Source organism: Pedobacter duraquae (genome assembly GCF_004362245.1).
GTDB lineage: Bacteria > Bacteroidota > Bacteroidia > Sphingobacteriales > Sphingobacteriaceae > Pedobacter > Pedobacter duraquae.
The window spans coordinates 725,492-744,039 of sequence record NZ_SNWM01000001.1 but is presented as its reverse complement, the minus strand read 5'-3'; the positions used below and the strand labels follow the sequence as shown (position 1 = coordinate 744,039).

The following is an 18,548-nucleotide window of genomic DNA, read 5'->3' as shown; positions in this document are numbered from 1 at the left end:
GGTTTGAAATCTTTTTAAAAATGGTTAGAATCTTACAAATAGAGACTGCAACACAAAGCTGTTCGGTAGCCATATCGGCAGATGGAGAAACTATAGCTTTGAAAGAAGTGGTGGCACCAAATGTTCATGCTGGAAGTCTCACACTGTTTATTCAGGAAGTGATGAAACAGGCAAATCTGGAGCTTTCAGAATTGGACGCTATAGCTGTAAGCAAAGGACCGGGTTCTTATACTGGACTCCGGATTGGAGTTTCAACTGCTAAAGGTCTCTGTTTTGCGTTAGATAAACCACTAATTAGTGTTCCTACACTTGACTTAATGGTTGCAGGATTTCTTGCTACTGATGCAAAATATAAGGGGATGGTTTGCCCGATGATTGACGCCAGGCGTTTAGAAGTATATACTGCTTTATATACAGCGGATGCTGCAGTTTTGCTTCCTGTATCAGCTAAAATAATTGATGCGGAATCCTTCAAAGAAGAACTTTCTAATGATCTTATTACTTTTATCGGAGATGGGGCAGAAAAATGCAGTACAATAATTCACTCTCCAAACGCTGCTTTTTCTACACTAAATTTTAACTCTGCTGCATATATGTCTCTGATGTCTTTAAGCGCTTATGAAACGAAATCTTTCGAAGATTTAGCTTATTTCGAACCCTTCTACCTAAAGGATTTTATGCTTACGCAACCTAAAAAGCAGTTTTAGCGTTTCTTTTTGAAGATGTTGAAGATACTGCTAAAGAAACTTCGAGACTGATCATCAATACCTGGCATGTGGCTGGTATTAAGCGGATGTTCTACAACATAACCGAACTTAATGGCCATCCCCATGTAAAATGACGCACCATTATACCCAGAGGAGGTTTCTGGATCGCTGCGGATTGCAATTGATTTTGCAATATTATCTGAGCCAAGAAAGGCCTCAAAATTAGGTGTTTTATAGAGGCCTTGTACCCCAGCCATTACAAATCCATTCATGTTGTACTGAGGTATCACACTGAACAAAAAGTTGTCTGATTTGAAGCTATTCACGAAGGCTACATCGCCACCTTTGTAAAAGAGGTTTTTTGAAACGATCAGACTCGGTTTGTAGAAGGCATATTGTTTAGATATCAGGAAATCTGCTTTCGCATTTGTAAGCGTATACAATGCGCTTTTGCGATCAGAGGATCTAAACAGATCTTTAATTTCGTCCTCTATTTCAGAATTGGCACTGGTACTTAAATTTTGAATTGTACGCTGTACATTATTTAAAATAATATCGTGAGAGGCATTATTCCATCTTATTACCCCCAAATCCTTCACATTTCCAATGATGGTTATGCCTCTTTTAGATCGGTAGCTTGTTCCAAAAGTTAATGAAGCACCGGGATTTCGAAAATTTGGATATAAAAGTGAACGACCCACGTCTTCGTTATGGAAAATATTGGTCTGATAGCGTCCAGTTAGTCCAATATTTAGTCGATCCTCAATCTCATCAAGTGAGAAGGAAGATTTGGTGACACTGAGCCTGTTATAGGTGATGCCACTCAACAGACTTGCTTTAATACCAAATGCAAGTCTCTTGTTGAGATTTTCGCGGTAAGTAATGCTAAATTGATGATAAGATTGATTATATCCTTCGGTGTTAAAGGCATCCGGGTAAACTGCATTTTCAAACCTTTTATAGTTATCAGCAATTGCAATTAGTTCATTGGGATAGGTCGCATCTCCGTCATTTCTAACCTGCCATGAAAAACCAAGTTCTTTCTGGAATTTGTAAGATGTATATATTTTCAGTGTAAGTAAATAAATGTTCGCGTTTGCATATACATGGTTAGTTTCGCCGGTTCCAAGAGAAAGATTTCTTGCGGAAAAGATACTTTCATTAGTAAGTCGTCTTACGGTATAATTAGATGCACCTTTATTAGCGGCATTTAACCCAAGATAGGGAAGTAAAAAATTAGATGCATATTGTCGGGAAGAATCTAGGACGAATGTTTTTTGCGCAGGATTTTCAAATCCGTCAAATAGTGTGTTGGTATTAAACAGTCCGAACTGCTGTGCCTGAAGTTGGTAAGTGCACAAGCAAAAAAATAGTAAGAGAAATACGCGTTTCATAGAAGGTGGAGGATCTTTTTAAAGCTACATGTTTTTTTTTATTTATCGAAAACTACAACGTGTCTTTGCCCAATGTTGGTAGCTTGGACGGAATCAGTAGATTGGTTTGGAAAGACTCTTTATTCGCGCTGATTTGAAAAACAAATGCACCAAAGTTTTGTAGCCCATTATCACTGTTAACATGATTTCTGAATGAGGGATAGATCAAGTTATTGATCGTTGGTGCCCCTTCGTTTGTATTCAAGTAATAAAGTATACTTGTTGTGTTGGGAAGTTGATTAAACAAAGCTGTGTACTCAGGTTGGTTTACTAACAGTCTGTTATCCTGATAATCTCTAATGAAGTCCTGCAGGTTACTGGCGTAGTTGGCGCAGATGAGATAATTGTCTTTGATTACAAAGAAAGGTCTGCGGAATTTTTTGAATGGAGTGCCAAAATAATAGAAAAGTATATTATCTTCTTTAAATTGCCTCACTGTTCCGTCGATATCGTCGCTCAAATCCAAAAGTAATTGGTTGAGTTTATCGCCATTCACTAAACTCACGGCGCCAAGCTTTTGTCCCTGCCGTAGTTGAAAAGTCATAAACTGATTATAGGTATATTTCGGGAAGGTGTCATCTAATTGAATGTGGTATTTTGTATGCTGCGACTGTACCCGCTCTGCTATGTCCGTGTTGCCTTTCTGCTTTAAAAACCACTCCCTGAACCCAACTAACCACTCACTGTAATTGCCAACATTATAAAGTGCATAGCTTGCCGTATGCTGCGGCAACAGACCTGTAATCTGCAGTTTTTGTGGAATTGTATTTAAAAATAATCCTAAATATCCTGAGTCATTTTTGAGCGTCGTCTCTCCGCTGAAGAAGATATTGGTTTTACTAAAGTTATAGGAAAGGTGGGTATATGCATTTAGACCCCTTAGCGCCTCAAATTCCTCTTTGTTTATATTAGGTGTAACTGACTTTAATAGCTCTGGTAAGATATTGTAGTTAATATATACGTTTGCGAGACTGTTTTTAGTCAGCTTGTCATTACTCAAGATGAAGTTAACGAAAGGATTATCCTCTTTCCGCTCAATTACCGGCATCACTTTAAGGGCTTCAGAAGAATTAGAGATCAGTAACACGTCTTTGTCAATGTTAACGAAAAACGTTCCTTCCTGTCCGGAAATCTTTGCGTATAATGTGTTCTCGTTGACCTTTCTTTTGTTAATCAATGTGATTAGCAGATGTTGCTCTGTCTTTGTAAGCTGTGTACAAATCAGAAAATCTATGGTGTGCTTATTGCCAGGAAGAATGCTGATGTAGACTGTCTTGTGCTCAAGAGCGGCTGCCATTGTGGGGTTGGACAGGAAGGTTTGTCGAACTGCCGTCAGTAAGCCAGCTTTTTCTTTACCTATTAATTTAAAGAATAAATCTTGCCCGTCGAGGATATCCAGAATACGCGCGTCATTTTCTACTCTATATAGGATAGCGGCATTTTGCGTTGCAATTTCCAGGGCAGAGTCCTTGTTTCCTGCAACAATATTTAAACGGGAAAAATACAGGTATGCCATACCCGCAATAACCAGAAATAGAATTGTAAGCGTAAAATATATTCTCTTCATTTTATGTAATACAAATTTAATTTTAATTATTGAATACTTCGATAATGGGCCAAGTTTCTTAATTTAGACTTTTAAAAGAGAATCTCTTATGAACAGAAAAATTATACTTACAGCTTCTCTTTTTGGAATTTCGGCTGTGATTTTCGGTGCCTTCGGCGCCCACACAATAAAGGACGCTGTTAGTCCATCTGGTTTAGATATCTGGAACAAAGGCGTTTCATATCAGTTTTACCACGTTTTTGCGTTATTGTTTTTGTCTACTTTCGCTCGTTTTAAAAATAGGTTAGTCAACCTTTCTTACATTTTTTTTACTATAGGGATTATCTTTTTCTCTGGATCATTGTATCTATTGGCTACGCGCGAAATTACCGGCTGGAGCTTTGTGCATTTTATGGGGCCGATTACTCCATTAGGTGGCTTGTGCTTTATTCTGGGCTGGGCTATGTTGTTCTTAGCGGCTATGAGGCATAAATAATGCAAGAGGAAAATTACAGTATTTTCGAAGAAAGGGAAACGCTTTTCGTAGAAGTTATTTTACCGTTGTCGCTAGCGAAAAATTACCTCTATAGGGTCCCTTACGAGCTTAACGACAGTATCTCTGTTGGGAAAAGGGTAATCGTTCAATTTGGAAAGAATAAAATTTATACTGCGTTAATACGTCATGTGATCAGTACTCCCCCCGAATTATATGAGGCAAAGTACATCCTTGATGTTGTTGATGCTTTTCCTGTAGTAAATGAAAATCAGTTTCGGTTTTGGAACTGGATGACATCATATTACATGTGCAATGAAGGCGATGTAATGTCGGCAGCCTTGCCATCCGGCCTGAAACTTGCAAGCGAAACGATAATTGTTTGGCGCGAGGATACAGATCTGAATACGCATACACTGAGTGAAAAGGAACAGACCGTTATTGATTTTTTGATTAAAAATGGAAAACTCTCGCTCGGCGAGATATCGAAAATACTTGGCCAGAAAACAGTGATACCGCTTGTTAAATCGCTATTGGATAGGGAACTTGTTTATTTAGCTGAAGAGGTGATCGAAAAGTACAAACCGCTTTTAAAGCCATTTCTGATATTAAATCCGGAATTGTCGGATGGTTATCAGATGGGAGAGTTATTTAAAATCCTTGAGAAGGCTCCTAAGCAGCTAGATGCTTTAATGGCATTTATTCAATTATCAAAATCTAATCCTGAGGTAGGCAGGCAGGAACTGCTCGAATATAGCAACTGTGGGCAGGGTGCCATTAAATCATTAATTGACAAAGATGTTTTTCTGCTAAAGAAAAAGGCAGTAAGCAGACTGCGTGATTATGATGTCGATGATTTGCTGAATTTTAAGCTTAGCGGAGCTCAGGAGGTAGCATTTCATGAAGTGGAACGCATTTTTAAAGAAAAAGATGTTGCATTACTGCATGGCGTAACTGCTTCAGGGAAAACACAGCTTTATATTAAACTGATCGAAGATGCACTTAAGAATGGCGGACAGGCTTTGTTTTTATTGCCAGAGATAGCGTTGACTACGCAGATTGTAGAAAGAATCAAGCATTATTTCGGAGAAGCGATCGGCGTGTATCATTCGAAATTTAATGATTTTGAGCGGGTAGAGATCTGGAATAAGGTGTTAAATGGGACTTTTAAAGTTGTCCTAGGCGCAAGATCTGCTGTGTTTTTGCCATTTAATGAGCTGAAAATTATTGTAGTTGATGAAGAGCATGAGTCTTCTTATAAACAGCATGATCCGGCGCCACGGTATCAGGCAAGAGATAGTGCCATATACCTCGCATTGCTACATGGTGCCAAAATTGTACTTGGCTCTGCCACACCTTCTCTTGAGAGTTATTATAATGCGCTGACCAACAAATACGGGTTGGTGAAATTGCAAGAGCGCTTTAGTGGTGTCGAACTTCCTTTACATCAGGTCGTTAGTATTTCTGATGAGACAAAACGTAAAAAAATGGTTTCCTATTTTTCCAGCGTTCTCATTGATGATATTACCGAGGCACTTGAAAAGAAGGAACAAATTATCTTATTTCAAAATAGGAGAGGATATGCTACTATTCTGATATGTGCCACATGTGGATATGCTCCAAAATGTATTAACTGTGACGTAAGTCTAACCTATCACAAAAGTAGTGGGAAATTGCATTGTCATTATTGTGGCTATCATCAGAGTAGCATCAATATTTGTCCGGCTTGTGGTTCTGTTCATATTGAGCAGAAGGGTTTTGGAACAGAGAGAATTGAAGAAGAGTTAATGCTGATTTTTCCCGATATTACGATAGCGAGGCTAGACGTGGATAGTACGAGAACAAAAAATAGTCTGCAAAAGATTATTACAGAATTTCAGGAAGGCAAAACAAATATTCTCATTGGAACGCAGATGGTAGCGAAGGGACTTGATTTTGATCATGTAGGTCTGATAGGTGTGATAAACGCAGACACATTACTCAATTACCCTGATTTCCGTGCATTTGAGCGGAGTTATCAATTGTTGGCCCAGGTATCCGGAAGAGCTGGCAGAAGAGCTAAGCAAGGTAAGGTTGTGATTCAGGCGTACGATGATGACCATAGGATAATTAGACAGGTGGTGACTAATGACTATGAAGATATGTATGCCAATGAGATCGAAGAACGAAGGGAGTTTAACTACCCTCCGTTTAGCAGATTAATTTTTGTGAATTTGAAACATAAGGATGCGAACGTTTTAAACCGTGCAGCAAATCAATTGGCAGACGTTTTACGACAACAATTGGGTAATCGGATACTTGGTCCCGAACAGCCCCTGGTGTCGAGGGTAAGAAATTATTACCTGAAACAGATTATTATTAAAAGCGATAAAAATACCGCGATACAGAAGGTTAAAACATTGCTGAAAGACACGATCTTATCTGTAAATACGGATTCAAACTTTAAAGGGGTAATTGTACAAATCGACGTCGATCCATACTAGTCGTTACTTCCGAACTGAAACTGTAGTCCAATGGAGATAGGATTGATTAGAAATTGTGATTTCCAATATTTAGAGACATCTGAAATATTGGAGGTCTGATTTAGACTTTCATCCTTACTCATGAAGTAGAAAAATTCAGCATTTCCTTCTGCAAAAAAAGTAAGCTCTTTTAACATATTTATCTTGATCCCAAACCCAGGCGCCAGCGTAAAGCCATCTTTGTTTGCATCTACGATGAGATTATTTCTTACCATTCCCGAAAAAGTATTTGACCGGTAGCCCATATCCATGAAAAAGTAAGGCTGTATAGTTGAATAGTTGAAATTTTTCTCGAAGCCTAGTTTTAACGAATAATCACTTACCTTACCAACTGTTTTTTGAGTATCACTGAAATCGATATTTTTACTAAAATAGCTTCCACTTAATCTAAAGTTGATCTGGTTATCATGGAACTTAAGCATAACGCCATTTAGTGCGGTGTTTACATAGTTGCCTGAATTGGACTGATCCAATATTTTGGGAAGTTTGACCATGCTGTAGCCGCGGATAGCGATAGAATTTTTATAGGTTCCGTCAACCTGAGCATAAGTGAGTTGTGCGAGAAAGGAGAGTAAGCAAAGCGTTAAAAGTCTTTTCATATCAATAAAATGGATGAGTCCAAAGTTAAAAAAAACTTCGATTAGAAATTTAATTAGGCTAAATTTTAATGACTGAGATGTTTATAACTATTATAGTTGATCTCTTGATAGTTATCTAATTTAGTAAGATAATAGAATGGGATAATTAATTATTATAGGATCTTAAAAGTTATTTTTGTGACAAATGGCATATAAGTTTGTAGACAATTACAGGGAAAAGGGAGCTAGGAAAAAGCTTGTTGAACATCTTAAATCCAGGGGAATTTCAGATTTGCGTGTGCTTGCTGCAATTGGTAAAATTCCCAGACACTATTTTTTTGACGAGACTTTCTGGAGTCAGGCATATAAGGATATCGCATTTCCTATTGGAGATGGCCAAACAATTTCACAGCCTTATACGGTTGCTTATCAAACAGAGCTCTTACATATTCAGAAAGGAGATAAGGTTTTGGAAATTGGAACAGGATCAGGCTATCAGACCTGTGTGTTGATGGAGATGGGAGCAGAGGTATTTACTATTGAGCGTCAGGAAAATATTTATAAACACACAATCAGGGTTTTGCCTGGAATGGGTTATCCGGCCAACTTTTTTTACGGTGACGGTTCCAGAGGAATAGCAGCGCATGCACCTTATCAAAAAATCATCGTCACTGCCGGAGCGCCTTTTGTGCCCGAAATCTTATTGAAGCAACTGAAGATCGGGGGAATCCTCGTTATTCCTGTTGGCGATGAACACGCCCAGAAAATGGTGACAGTAATTCGGATTAACGAAACTGAGTTTGAAAAAATAGAATTAGATACATTTCGATTCGTCCCTCTAGTGGGCGATCAGGCCTGGTAATTAAATCTTCATGGCCCGGTCCATTTCTCTTTTTGATTCCCGATCCTTTATGCTATCTCTTTTATCAAATTCTTTCTTTCCTTGGGCAAGGGCTATTTCGATTTTTGCAAATCCTCTGTCATTAGTGTAAATTCTCAATGGCACAATAGTGTAGCCCTTTTCCTCGCTCTTTACTTTTAGTTTCTTCAGCTCTTTTTTATGGAGCAATAAAATACGATCACGTTTGATATCATGGTGGTGGAAAGAACTGTGGCTGTATTCTGAGATATGCAGATTTCTTACATATAAGGTATTGCCTATAAACATACAGAATGCATCAGACATATTAGCTTTACCTTGCCTGATCGCTTTAATTTCTGTTCCTAATAAGGCTAATCCGGCATTATAGGGCTCTATAACATGGTAATCAAAGTAAGCTCTTTTATTTTTTATTTGAACGTCGTTTTTCATGAATGTGTTTAATCCGCTAATATCTGAAAGAAAATTGACTATAGCTGCATTTAGGTATTTACAGTTACCTCACAATTAATACAGGTATAGTTATTTTATGCCTTACTGCATCAACAGTCGTTCCAAGAATAATATCTTTAATGCCTTTGTGCCCATGTGCACCCATAACCAACAATTCGAGCTTGTTCTCATTGGTGATTTCCGCTATAGATTTTGCCGTAGCGCCAAAACCAATACATGGGGTTGCATGATAGCCCAGCTCTGCCAGATTATTGCAATAGCGCTGCAGGTTATCAAGATCTTTCTTGGTTTCATGATCCAGTGCCGCCTGCCCGTGATAACGTGCTACGGCGGTCTCAACGATATGGATCAGGAAATAATGTGCAGATTGTCCACCTTGAATCATAGCATGTCGGATTGTGCTTCTGTCATTTTTAGAAAAATCAACCGTAATGCCAATTTGATGATAAATGATTCGTTCGGCAGGCTCTATATTTAAGGCATTTCCATGTGGTACGTTTGATTTTTCTTTGACCTTGAAATTCAACATTGGGAAAATAAAAATATAAAGGAGTAACAGCGCGATAAGGATAGCTGCTGGAATTACCAGTACATACATATACCAGCCACCAGATGATGCATTCCATACTGTTATTTCTTCAATGACAAGTTTTACGTTCAGCACAACTATGACAAGTGCGCTTGTCCAGGCCAAGATTTTTACCCAATTTTTAATCGCGAATTCCTTCATTTCCTTTTTATCAGAGGTGAAATGAATGAGTGGAATGACTGCAAAGCCAAGTTGTAAGCTAAGTACCACCTGACTCAGTATCAGCAGGCTGCTGAGCGCGTCATCTCCAAAATGAAGAATGGTGAAAAATGCCGGAATGATTGCCAAGAGCCGGGTGATTAACCTTCTTAACCAAGGTTGAATCCTTAGATTTAAATGCCCTTCCATAATAATTTGGCCAGCTAATGTGCCCGTCACTGTGGAACTTTGTCCGGCAGCAATTAGGGCAATCGCAAATAATGCTGGTGCTACACTGCCAAAAATGTTGCCCAATAGTTTATGTGCATCTTTTATCTCTGCCACTTCATGGAGTCCATTTCTATAAAACGCTGCTGCGGCGAGAATCAGGATCGCTGCATTCACAAAAAATGCCAGGTTTAGGGCAACAGCTGTATCGATGAAGTTAAATTTGATAGCTTCTTTAATCCCTTTGCTATCCCTTTCAAATTTTCTGGTTTGAACCAATGACGAATGCAGGTACAAGTTATGGGGCATTACGGTTGCGCCGATAATACCTATTGCAATATACAGCGCTTGCCCGGACAGTAAAGTCGGTTTAAATCCCCTGGCAATTTCAGTGAAGTTAGGCTCTACGATAAACATCTCAATCAGAAATGATAGGCCTACGATAAATACCATAGATACAATAAAAGCTTCCATTTTACGCATTCCTTTGTTCATCAGAAAAAGCAGGATTACGGTATCAAAAATTGTGATACTTATTCCTACTAACAAAGGGAGGTTAAAAAGAAGTTGCAAACCGATGGCCATCCCGATAATTTCCGCTAAATCGCAGGCAATGATAGCCGTTTGGGCAAGGGCAAATAGCGGGATATTTACCCAGGATGGGTAGGTGTTTTTTGAAGCTTGTGCCAAATCCAGGCCCCGAACAATTCCCAAGCGTGCGCTGAGTGATTGCAGTAGCAATGCGATCAAATTTGACATCAGTAAAATCCAGATCAGCTGATAACCAAATTTGCTGCCTCCCGCCAGGTCGGTAGCCCAGTTTCCAGGATCCATATAGCCTACACTTACCAAATAAGCGGGGCCGATAAAACTAAGAATCCTTTTCCATCCGGTTCGTTTACTGGTATCCACACTTTGATGGACCTCACTGAGCGATTCTGTGTTTTTCATATTATTTTTTGATCAAGATGTGTCTTGCTACTTCTCTGCTGATATTTAATTTTTCGTTGGAAACATTGAGTTCAACTGAGCCGTCGAAATCTGCCACTTCTAGGATTTCAATATGTTTACCAAGCGTAAGACCCAGTTTTTCCAGGTGTTTGAGGTATGCCGATGAATGTTCGCTTACGCCAACAACTATCCCTTTATCGCCGGTTTGCAGCTTGCTCATTTTCGTGAATTGTAATGTTTCAAATATTCCATGCCGATCTGGGATTGGATCACCGTGTGGATCTTTCTTGGGAAAGCCGAGAAATTTGTCAAGTCGTTCAACGAGGACAGGTGAGTTAATATGTTCCAGCTCTTCTGCGATTTCGTGGACTTCATCCCATTTAAAATTTAGTTTATCCACTAAAAATACTTCCCACAATCTGTGTTTTCTCACGATGTTTACAGCGATCTCAACGCCCTTTGCTGTTAGGGTAACCCCCTGGTATTTTACGTAATTAACCAGTTTTTTATCCGATAGTTTTTTTAACATATCGGTTACAGATGCGGGCTTAGTCTGGATTTCGTCGGCAATAGTGTTTGTTTGGACGGTACCAGCGCTCCGTTGGGACAAATGATAAATTATCTTCAGGTAGTTTTCTTCTGTAAAAGAATGAGTCATAGTCTGTCAAATATTATATTTAGACAAATCTAAATATTTTCTCATAGAATAAACCTTAAATTTTAACTCTTATTTTAGAATTAAATTTGGTAAATCGACGGTGCTCTGCTACCTTTGGTTTGAAACAACTACTATGGCTGCAGAATTAGATAAAATAGATTTTAAGATACTTAAACTTTTACAGGAAAACGGTCGTATAACGAATTTGCTGTTGTCCCAGGAAATAGGCCTGTCTCCGGCACCAACATTGGAGCGGGTAAGGAAACTTGAGATGTCTGGATATATTAAAAGCTATCACGCGCTAGTCGATGAAGAAAAACTTGGGTTGGGAATCAAGACTTTCATTCAGGTTCAGCTTGATTTCCATAAAAACAATACTATACAGATTTTTCTGGATGAGGTAAATAACATCAAGGAGATTACGGAATGCCATCACGTAACCGGCCAGGCAGACTTCCTGCTTAAGGTTTACGTAAATGATATCAAAGCTTATGAAAGATTAATTATGGATAAAATAAGTAAGATTTCCGTAGTGAAAACATTTCAAACGATGATGATCATGTCTACTACGAAAAAGGAGCCAATCATTCCGCTCGAATACTAAAATTCCTAATGAATCTGCCAGTTGATAGGCTTTAAACCTTCTTTCTCTAATATGGAGTTGGTCTGACTAAAATGTTTGCTGCCAAAAAATCCGTTGTAAGCTGAGAAAGGAGAGGGGTGTGCTGCTTTCAGTACGGTATGTTTTGTTTCGTCAATAAGTAAAGCTTTTTGTTGAGCAAATCGTCCCCAGAGTAAGAATATCAAACCACTTTTCTCTTCAGATAATTTTCTGATTACCTGATCGGTAAATTGTTCCCATCCTTTCCCTTGATGAGAGCCAGCTTCATGCGCCCTTACCGTAAGCGTTGCATTTAAAAGTAATACGCCTTGATCAGCCCATTGGGTAAGATTTCCATGCGCAGGAATTTTGAATCCATCAATATCAGTCTCCAATTCTTTGTACATGTTTTTTAGTGAGGGTGGGATAGTTATTCCTTTTTGAACTGAAAAGGAAAGGCCGTGTGCTTGTCCGGTGCCATGATAGGGATCCTGACCGAGAATTACGACTTTAACTTCATTAAAAGGTGTGTGATTAAATGCATTGAAAATATCCGCACCTTTAGGATAAATGGTCATGCCGCTTTCTTTTTCAGAAATCAGAAATTTCTTAAGCGATGTCATGTAATCTTTTTTAAACTCAGCTTCTAAAGTGTGCAACCAACCTGGTTCTAAATTCGGAGTCATTTTATTTTTTTGTTAAAATATCAAGCATATCTTGTTCCAGTGATTTTCTTGGTGATTCTACAATGCGTCCTAGTTCTTTGCCATCTTTAGAAAGAATAAATGTAGGTACACGTTCGATATTCAATTTATCAATTAACCCATTTTCAGCCTTTTTGTTCCCATCAACACATATTAAAGTGATGTTTTTTTCTGGTATAGCCATTGCATCTATAATTTTATAAAAATGCGGAACCTGTAATTTGCTATCTCCGCACCAAGTGCCCATTACAACGGTGATGTGTGTAGTTTTTAAGAGAGGATGCAGTTTTTCTAGTGTGATGGAGTCGGGTTTGTAATCTGGATAAATCGCGTCATACATCGTTTTGAATTCCGGGAATTCCATAATTCCTGCTCTTGTACATGTGTTGATCATAACTTCTTTATTTCGCGATGGGTCCTGTATTTTTTTGTTTATTTCCTGGGCTCCCGCCTGTAGTGAAAAAAGCAGACAAATTGCTGTGATAAGCTTCTTCATTTGAATGATATTTAAGGTAATTTTTTGTTGAAATTAAAATTTTAAAACTGATTTTCGGTATTTAAACACGATATTTGCAAAAAAAATACAATACTAATATGCCAAACGTAGTTCGTCTTATCATAGGTTTCATACTTTTAGGTGCTGCTGTAGCACTCATGATTTTTGGTTTTTGGGGATGGGGGATACTCGGGGTATTCCTTTGTATTCTTGTACTTGTAACCTATTTCTTTAACGAAAATATGTTACTTGCCCAATGGTTTTTAAGAAAAGACAATATGCCTAAGGCGGAAGTGTTTTTGAGAAAAATTACGAATTATGAGAAACAACTTATTCGTGTGCAACATGGTTATTATAACCTTCTTGTCGGATTAATTGAATCGCGGAAGGCACCAATGCAGTCGGAGAAATATTTCAAGAAAGCAATCTCACTTGGTATGCAAATGGATCATAACATTGCCCTGGCCAAATTAAGTCTTGCCGGGATTGCAATGGGGAAACGCAATAAGCGCGAAGCGCAAATGTATTTAACTGAGGCTAAAAAAGCTGATAAGAATAAACTTCTTGCCGACCAGATCAAACAGATGAAAGATCAGTTGGGTATGTTAGATAAGCAACAACAAGTTAGATATCGTTAATTCGGAATTACTTATCGCTTAATCGGTCAAAGTTTTCGTCATTATCTTCAGTAAACCTTCTGTTGATAATATCGTCGTCAAGGTCATTGCGTTTGTTGCTGAAGAAAAGTTGCTCGGTCTGTATTCTTTTAATTAGTTGACGGATCAGGGACAGGTCAAAAGCATCTTTGCTTAATTTAATGCAATATTCGTTTTCAGTTATTTCTAAGCTGGAATTCATCATCTTAATATATTTTCTCTAAAATAACAAAGGCCTGGCAGATTTGATTCTGCCAGGCCTTTAAATTATTGTTATGCTTTGGTTAAGAAAACCAATTGGTTACCTCATCTTTTGTAGGCATTGTAAGGTCCAGTTTCAATTTCTTTCTCATCCCTCCGAGGTCATTAAATACTTTGTTAGGATTAGCAGACTTTAGATCTTCCAGTGTGTTGATGCCCATCTTTCTAATTACAGGGACCCATTCTAATGGAATACCAGCATCTACAAAGTCTTTATCCTCGGTTACCTTTGCTTTTTTCTCCGGCCTCATCTGAGGGAAGAACAATACTTCCTGGATGGTAGATTGATTTGTCATGAGCATTACAAGCCTGTCGACACCGATACCCAAACCTGAAGTAGGGGGCATGCCGTATTCTAATGCGCGCACAAAATCTTCATCCATTGCCATAGCTTCATCGTCACCTCTTTCAGCTAATTTCAACTGGTCTTCGAAACGTTCTTTTTGATCAATAGGGTCATTCAGTTCGGAGTAAGCATTGCCAATCTCTTTACCCATTACGAATAGTTCGAAACGTTCCACTAACCCATCTTTGCTTCGGTGCTTTTTGGCAAGTGGAGTCATTTCTATAGGGTAGTCTGTGATGTATGTTGGCTGAATCAGATTCGCTTCTACTTTTTCACTGAAAATTTCGTCGACCAATTTTCCGCGACCCATGCTGCTATCTACTTCTATACCTAAGCGTATGCAAGTATCTTTCAATTCGGCTTCAGTCATGGCAGAGACGTCTATACCTGTATATTTTTGAATAGACTCATACATAGTCAGTTTTTCATAAGGCCCGGCGAAATTAATCTCATGATCGCCAACTTTAACAACTGGGCTACCATGGACAGCTCGTGCTACTTTTTCCAGACATTCTTCTACCATCCCCATCATCCATATATAGTCTTTGTAAGCTACATAAATCTCCATTGCCGTGTATTCAGGATTATGTGTACGATCCATACCCTCGTTCCTGAACATTTTACCGAACTCATATACACCGTCAAAGCCGGCTACGATCAGCCGCTTCAAATAAAGCTCGTTAGCAATTCTTAAATATAACGGCATATCAAGCGTATTGTGATGTGTAGCGAAAGGACGAGCTGCAGCACCGCCGTGTATAGGCTGTAATATCGGTGTTTCTACTTCCATCCAACCTTGTTCGTTGAAATAGTTGCGCATCGTACTAATCACTTTTGAACGATTTATAAAAATCTGCTTGAAACCTGGATTAACAGTGAGGTCAACATAGCGTTGTCTATATCTTAATTCAGGATCTGTGAAGCCATCGAAAATATTACCATCTTCATCTCTTTTGACCACTGGAAGTGGTTTTAAAGATTTCGATAGCAAAGTAAACGAAGTTATATGTATTGATATTTCTCCGGTTTGTGTAGTGAAAACGTATCCCTTAACACCGATAAAATCACCGAGATCCAGAAGTTTTTTAAAAACAGTATTATAAAGAGTTTTATCTTCATCTGGACAAAGATCGTCGCGCTTAAGGTAAAGCTGAATTCTTCCTGAAGCATCCTGTAGCTCCACAAAGGCGGCACTACCCATTATTCTTCTGGTCATGATTCTTCCTGCAATAGAAATATCCTGATATTGATCAGGATATTCAGCAAAGTTTGCCTCTATATCTGCGGCGGTAGCATTGATATGAAATTCCTCGGCGGGATACGGATTGATGCCCAGATCTCTGAGCTGTGTTAGCGCATTACGGCGTAAAATTTCTAATTCTGATAGTACTGTACTCATATAGTTATAATAGATCAGCAGGGTGCTGAAAATTTTGATTGATAAAGAACTGCAAAAATAGTAAATCTAATCTGCTTCTACCGCCTCTTGATACATCTCATTGATCGGTTCAGCGTACTTTTTCTCTATCACTTTACGTTTTGCTTTCATACTAGGTGTCAACTCTCCATCTTCCATACTGAAAGGATTTCGCTTGATTTTGAAATTTTTAATACGTTCGAATTTCGCGAGTTCTGCTGAAAGTCTTTTAATGTCTTGTCCGATCCATTGAATAATATCTTTTTCTTCAACAAATGGATTTTCTGAAGCAAAAAAGGAATCCGGGAGGTTGAAATGCTCCTGGAGAGTTTCTCTGTTAGGTATTACGATTGCTGTAAGGTACTCACGTTTGTCGCCAATTACAAAGATCTGCTCAATCTTCAGGCTTTTTAGATATATATTTTCAACGGGAGTGGGATATACGTTTTTGCCATAGGCGTTCACAATCATATTTTTTAAACGATCGGTTATCTGCAGGTTTCCTTTATAAAATCTGCCAATATCGCCTGTATGAAACCATCCATCCTTATCAATTGCCTCAGCAGTTTCAGCGGGTTTATTGAAATACCCTTTCATCACACAGTGACCCCTAACAATAACTTCACCTTCGTTACATTCGAAGTTCTCCTGAAAGGTATCATGTGTCTGGATGTTTATCATTTGCTTGGTTTCAATATCTTGGATGCCAACTTCAATGCCAGGGATTACACGCCCCACGGTACCATATACCTGACGGTCATATTCAGTAACAGACATCACCGGCGAAGTTTCTGTAAGACCAAATCCTTCCAGAATCCTGATGCCAAGGTTGCCAAAGAACTCGCCTACGTTTTTTGGAAGCGCAGCCCCACCGGAGATCATAAATTTCAGACGTCCGCCGGTTTTTTCTTTGATCTTGCTAAAGACTAGTTTTTCTGCGATGGATTGTTTAATTCGCAAAGAGATAGCAGGATTTCTGCTAGCTTCTTTTTCATTTCTGTACTGTTGGCCAACTTCTAAAGCCCAAAGAAAGATTTTAGACTTTACGCCGCCGCCCGCGGTTCCACTTTTTATAGCTTTGTCATGAATTCTCTCCAATAACCTTGGTACGCAACTCATTACGGTCGGTTTAATTTCCGCCATGTTTTTTGCTAAAAGTTCAAGACTTTGTGCATACGCAATTTTGCAGCCTTGAGCGCAGCAAACATGGTAAGTTGCTGTACGTTCAAAAACATGTGACAATGGAAGAAAAGATAAAAATGTTTCCGTCTCGTCAATTACAGGTATCTGTTGAAGGCAAACTTTTACATTTTCAACAAAGTTTCTGTGTGAAAGCATAACACCCTTCGGCGTGCCGGTGGTGCCGGAAGTATAGATAAGCGATGACGTGTCAAGCGGATCAATGCCTAGCCGGAGCGCTTTTATCGTCCGTTGCTCAGCCGTAGTCGTTTCCTTTTTAGTTTCCAGTATTTTGTCAAAAGAAACAATCTCTTTGCTGAAGTCCACAGGAAGTGTATGCTTTTCAAAATCATCAAAGGCAGGAATAACATAAAGGAGTTCCTTGCAATTCCCGGCAATTTTTAGGATTTTTTTATACAGAAAAGGATTTCCTATCAATATCGCCTTAATACCCGAATCGTTAATTATATATTCGACTTCATGTTCAGATAGAGTCGGGTAAATTGAAACGTTAATCGCTCCAATCTGCTGAATTCCCTGGTCGTAATAAACATATTCAGGCGAATTCTCTATCATCAGTCCCATCCTATCACCTTTTTTGATCCCCTTTTCCAGAAAAAATGCAGATACTGCATCTGCTCTTTGGAGGGTAGTTTCGAAAGATATTTCTTCCCATGCTGTGTTTCTCTTATGAATAAGGAATGTTGCCTGTGGGGGGTGGATGTTTTCCACTACATTCCTTAACAGGCTAGGTACCGTAGAAAATTCGTTAAAAGCTACCATATCAATTGAATTGGATTAATTGGGACAGCAATGATAAAGTTTTCATTTTTAAAATGCAACCAACAGAAATGCCCATAAATTAAAAAAGGGCACCGAAGCGCCCTTTACAAATATATGTAATTGTATTTAAACAGAAAAACTCTCTCCGCAACCGCAGGAACGACTTGCATTTGGATTATGAAAATTAAATCCTTTTCCGTTCAGCCCGTCTGAAAAATCAAGTTCGGTGCCTGCCAGGTAGAGAAAGGATTTCATATCAAGGGCGATCTTTATCCCTCTGTCTTCAAAAAACTGATCGCCTTTTTTTTCTTCATTGTCGAAATCCAAATTATAGGATAATCCAGAACAACCCCCTCCTTTAACGGAGACACGAAGAAAATAGTTTGCATCTAATTCAGAATCCTGCATCAGATGATCTATTTTACTTTTGGCTTTATCGGTAATTGTGATCATTGTATAGTATTTTAGTGATGAGATTTGGCCAACTCAATTGGCTCCATTCCATTTTTAACACGGTAATCGTTGATAGCTGATTTAATTGCATCTTCCGCTAGTACCGAACAGTGTATTTTTACAGGTGGTAAAGCCAATTCTTCAACGATGTCCATATTGTCTATGGTCATTGCCTCATCAACTGTTTTTCCTTTTAACCATTCTGTAGCTAAAGAAGAAGAAGCAATTGCAGATCCACAGCCAAATGTTTTGAATTTAGCATCAGTAATCACATTGTTTTCATCAACTTCAATCTGAAGACGCATCACGTCACCGCATTCAGGTGCACCAACAAGACCGGTACCTACTGATTTACTATCTTTATTTAAAGTACCAACATTGCGTGGGTTGGTATAGTGTTCCATTACTTTTTCTGAGTATGCCATTTTTTTTTCCTCCGGACCTTAGGTCTGTTTATATATCTTATTTGTTAAAGG

Annotated in this window: 19 protein-coding genes; 6 read left to right on the top strand and 13 right to left on the bottom strand. The window is 38.7% G+C overall.

Annotated elements, in window-relative coordinates; translation table 11 throughout:
• The first annotated feature begins 20 nt into the window (after positions 1 to 20).
• Entirely contained in the window at positions 21 to 707 is a 687-nt protein-coding gene (tsaB, locus tag CLV32_RS03330; RefSeq protein WP_133552363.1) for a tRNA (adenosine(37)-N6)-threonylcarbamoyltransferase complex dimerization subunit type 1 TsaB, read from the top strand.
• On the opposite strand, the gene CLV32_RS03325 is transcribed toward tsaB, so the two are convergent.
• Together CLV32_RS03325 and CLV32_RS03320 are read right to left on the bottom strand one after the other, a co-directional pair.
• The gene (locus CLV32_RS03325; RefSeq protein ID WP_133552361.1) at positions 704 to 2,101 is read right to left on the bottom strand and encodes a DUF5723 family protein; all 1,398 of its coding nucleotides are present in this window, start codon (positions 2,099 to 2,101) and stop codon (positions 704 to 706) included. The genes tsaB and CLV32_RS03325 overlap by 4 nt on opposite strands.
• A 52-nt stretch (positions 2,102 to 2,153) precedes the next feature.
• The gene (locus CLV32_RS03320; protein WP_133552359.1) at positions 2,154 to 3,707 is read right to left on the bottom strand and encodes a hypothetical protein; all 1,554 of its coding nucleotides are present in this window, start codon (positions 3,705 to 3,707) and stop codon (positions 2,154 to 2,156) included.
• An 88-nt stretch (positions 3,708 to 3,795) separates the two neighbouring features.
• Here CLV32_RS03320 and CLV32_RS03315 point away from each other — a divergent pair, with 88 nt between their 5' ends.
• Positions 3,796 to 4,182 carry a DUF423 domain-containing protein gene (locus CLV32_RS03315; RefSeq protein WP_133552357.1) on the top strand — a complete coding sequence of 129 codons (387 nt, stop codon included), beginning with the start codon at positions 3,796 to 3,798 and terminating at the stop codon, positions 4,180 to 4,182.
• Positions 4,182 to 6,662, top strand: coding sequence for a replication restart helicase PriA (priA, locus tag CLV32_RS03310; protein ID WP_133552355.1), 2,481 nt, complete (start codon positions 4,182 to 4,184; stop codon positions 6,660 to 6,662). The genes CLV32_RS03315 and priA overlap by 1 nt, the downstream gene beginning before the upstream one ends.
• Here priA and CLV32_RS03305 read toward each other — a convergent pair.
• Positions 6,659 to 7,300 (bottom strand): hypothetical protein, encoded by a 642-nt coding sequence (locus CLV32_RS03305; RefSeq protein WP_133552353.1) that lies wholly within the window; start codon positions 7,298 to 7,300, stop codon positions 6,659 to 6,661. The genes priA and CLV32_RS03305 overlap by 4 nt on opposite strands.
• A gap of 184 nt (positions 7,301 to 7,484) precedes the next feature.
• Here CLV32_RS03305 and CLV32_RS03300 point away from each other — a divergent pair, with 184 nt between their 5' ends.
• Positions 7,485 to 8,141: a protein-L-isoaspartate(D-aspartate) O-methyltransferase gene (locus CLV32_RS03300; RefSeq protein ID WP_133552351.1), complete on the top strand. Its 657-nt coding sequence runs from the start codon at positions 7,485 to 7,487 to the stop codon at positions 8,139 to 8,141.
• On the opposite strand, the gene smpB is transcribed toward CLV32_RS03300, so the two are convergent.
• From smpB to CLV32_RS03285, 3 genes are all read right to left on the bottom strand, one after another.
• Complete coding sequence (smpB, locus tag CLV32_RS03295; RefSeq protein ID WP_133552349.1) at positions 8,142 to 8,591, bottom strand: SsrA-binding protein SmpB; 450 nt, start codon at positions 8,589 to 8,591, stop codon at positions 8,142 to 8,144.
• A 64-nt stretch (positions 8,592 to 8,655) separates the two neighbouring features.
• Positions 8,656 to 10,518: an Nramp family divalent metal transporter gene (locus CLV32_RS03290; protein WP_133552347.1), complete on the bottom strand. Its 1,863-nt coding sequence runs from the start codon at positions 10,516 to 10,518 to the stop codon at positions 8,656 to 8,658.
• A 1-nt stretch (position 10,519) separates the two neighbouring features.
• A complete protein-coding gene (locus tag CLV32_RS03285) occupies positions 10,520 to 11,176 on the bottom strand; it encodes a metal-dependent transcriptional regulator (RefSeq protein WP_133552345.1) in 657 nt (218 codons plus the stop codon).
• A gap of 133 nt (positions 11,177 to 11,309) precedes the next feature.
• On the opposite strand from CLV32_RS03285, the gene CLV32_RS03280 reads away from it, so the two are divergent.
• Positions 11,310 to 11,780: an Lrp/AsnC family transcriptional regulator gene (locus tag CLV32_RS03280; RefSeq protein WP_133552342.1), complete on the top strand. Its 471-nt coding sequence runs from the start codon at positions 11,310 to 11,312 to the stop codon at positions 11,778 to 11,780.
• A gap of 5 nt (positions 11,781 to 11,785) precedes the next feature.
• Here CLV32_RS03280 and ung read toward each other — a convergent pair whose 3' ends face one another.
• Positions 11,786 to 12,463, bottom strand: a complete 678-nt coding sequence (ung, locus tag CLV32_RS03275) for a uracil-DNA glycosylase (RefSeq protein WP_133552340.1) — start codon at positions 12,461 to 12,463, stop codon at positions 11,786 to 11,788.
• Between the two features lies 1 nt (position 12,464).
• Positions 12,465 to 12,977: a thioredoxin family protein gene (locus CLV32_RS03270; RefSeq protein ID WP_133552338.1), complete on the bottom strand. Its 513-nt coding sequence runs from the start codon at positions 12,975 to 12,977 to the stop codon at positions 12,465 to 12,467.
• A gap of 98 nt (positions 12,978 to 13,075) precedes the next feature.
• Here CLV32_RS03270 and CLV32_RS03265 point away from each other — a divergent pair, with 98 nt between their 5' ends.
• The gene (locus CLV32_RS03265) at positions 13,076 to 13,615 is read left to right on the top strand and encodes a DUF2892 domain-containing protein (protein WP_133552336.1); all 540 of its coding nucleotides are present in this window, start codon (positions 13,076 to 13,078) and stop codon (positions 13,613 to 13,615) included.
• A 7-nt stretch (positions 13,616 to 13,622) separates the two neighbouring features.
• Here CLV32_RS03265 and CLV32_RS03260 read toward each other — a convergent pair whose 3' ends face one another.
• The 5 genes from CLV32_RS03260 to iscU all read right to left on the bottom strand — a co-directional run bounded on the left by CLV32_RS03260 (position 13,623) and on the right by iscU (position 18,497).
• Entirely contained in the window at positions 13,623 to 13,838 is a 216-nt protein-coding gene (locus CLV32_RS03260; RefSeq protein WP_133552334.1) for a hypothetical protein, read from the bottom strand.
• Between the two features lie 79 nt (positions 13,839 to 13,917).
• On the bottom strand, positions 13,918 to 15,639 hold the full coding sequence (lysS, locus tag CLV32_RS03255) for a lysine--tRNA ligase (RefSeq protein ID WP_133552332.1): 1,722 nt from the start codon (positions 15,637 to 15,639) through the stop codon (positions 13,918 to 13,920).
• A 66-nt stretch (positions 15,640 to 15,705) separates the two neighbouring features.
• On the bottom strand, positions 15,706 to 17,619 hold the full coding sequence (locus CLV32_RS03250) for an AMP-dependent synthetase/ligase (RefSeq protein WP_133552330.1): 1,914 nt from the start codon (positions 17,617 to 17,619) through the stop codon (positions 15,706 to 15,708).
• A gap of 126 nt (positions 17,620 to 17,745) precedes the next feature.
• Positions 17,746 to 18,072, bottom strand: a complete 327-nt coding sequence (locus CLV32_RS03245) for a HesB/IscA family protein (protein WP_133552328.1) — start codon at positions 18,070 to 18,072, stop codon at positions 17,746 to 17,748.
• Between the two features lie 11 nt (positions 18,073 to 18,083).
• A complete protein-coding gene (gene iscU, locus CLV32_RS03240; protein ID WP_133552326.1) occupies positions 18,084 to 18,497 on the bottom strand; it encodes a Fe-S cluster assembly scaffold IscU in 414 nt (137 codons plus the stop codon).
• Positions 18,498 to 18,548 lie beyond the last annotated feature (51 nt).

Bases quoted from the DNA above. Each gene is read 5' to 3' on its own strand.
- priA (WP_133552355.1), top strand. From the start codon at position 4,182: ATGCAAGAGGAAAATTACAGTATTTTCGAAGAAAGGGAAACGCTTTTC.
- CLV32_RS03300 (WP_133552351.1), top strand. From the start codon at position 7,485: ATGGCATATAAGTTTGTAGACAATTACAGGGAAAAGGGAGCTAGGAAA.
- tsaB (WP_133552363.1), top strand. From the start codon at position 21: ATGGTTAGAATCTTACAAATAGAGACTGCAACACAAAGCTGTTCGGTA.
- CLV32_RS03245 (WP_133552328.1), bottom strand. From the start codon at position 18,072: ATGATCACAATTACCGATAAAGCCAAAAGTAAAATAGATCATCTGATG.
- CLV32_RS03325 (WP_133552361.1), bottom strand. From the start codon at position 2,101: ATGAAACGCGTATTTCTCTTACTATTTTTTTGCTTGTGCACTTACCAA.
- CLV32_RS03280 (WP_133552342.1), top strand. From the start codon at position 11,310: ATGGCTGCAGAATTAGATAAAATAGATTTTAAGATACTTAAACTTTTA.
- CLV32_RS03260 (WP_133552334.1), bottom strand. From the start codon at position 13,838: ATGATGAATTCCAGCTTAGAAATAACTGAAAACGAATATTGCATTAAA.
- CLV32_RS03320 (WP_133552359.1), bottom strand. From the start codon at position 3,707: ATGAAGAGAATATATTTTACGCTTACAATTCTATTTCTGGTTATTGCG.
- CLV32_RS03270 (WP_133552338.1), bottom strand. From the start codon at position 12,977: ATGAAGAAGCTTATCACAGCAATTTGTCTGCTTTTTTCACTACAGGCG.
- lysS (WP_133552332.1), bottom strand. From the start codon at position 15,639: ATGAGTACAGTACTATCAGAATTAGAAATTTTACGCCGTAATGCGCTA.
- iscU (WP_133552326.1), bottom strand. From the start codon at position 18,497: ATGGCATACTCAGAAAAAGTAATGGAACACTATACCAACCCACGCAAT.
- CLV32_RS03290 (WP_133552347.1), bottom strand. From the start codon at position 10,518: ATGAAAAACACAGAATCGCTCAGTGAGGTCCATCAAAGTGTGGATACC.
- smpB (WP_133552349.1), bottom strand. From the start codon at position 8,591: ATGAAAAACGACGTTCAAATAAAAAATAAAAGAGCTTACTTTGATTAC.
- CLV32_RS03250 (WP_133552330.1), bottom strand. From the start codon at position 17,619: ATGGTAGCTTTTAACGAATTTTCTACGGTACCTAGCCTGTTAAGGAAT.
- CLV32_RS03265 (WP_133552336.1), top strand. From the start codon at position 13,076: ATGCCAAACGTAGTTCGTCTTATCATAGGTTTCATACTTTTAGGTGCT.
- CLV32_RS03305 (WP_133552353.1), bottom strand. From the start codon at position 7,300: ATGAAAAGACTTTTAACGCTTTGCTTACTCTCCTTTCTCGCACAACTC.
- CLV32_RS03315 (WP_133552357.1), top strand. From the start codon at position 3,796: ATGAACAGAAAAATTATACTTACAGCTTCTCTTTTTGGAATTTCGGCT.
- CLV32_RS03285 (WP_133552345.1), bottom strand. From the start codon at position 11,176: ATGACTCATTCTTTTACAGAAGAAAACTACCTGAAGATAATTTATCAT.
- ung (WP_133552340.1), bottom strand. From the start codon at position 12,463: ATGACTCCGAATTTAGAACCAGGTTGGTTGCACACTTTAGAAGCTGAG.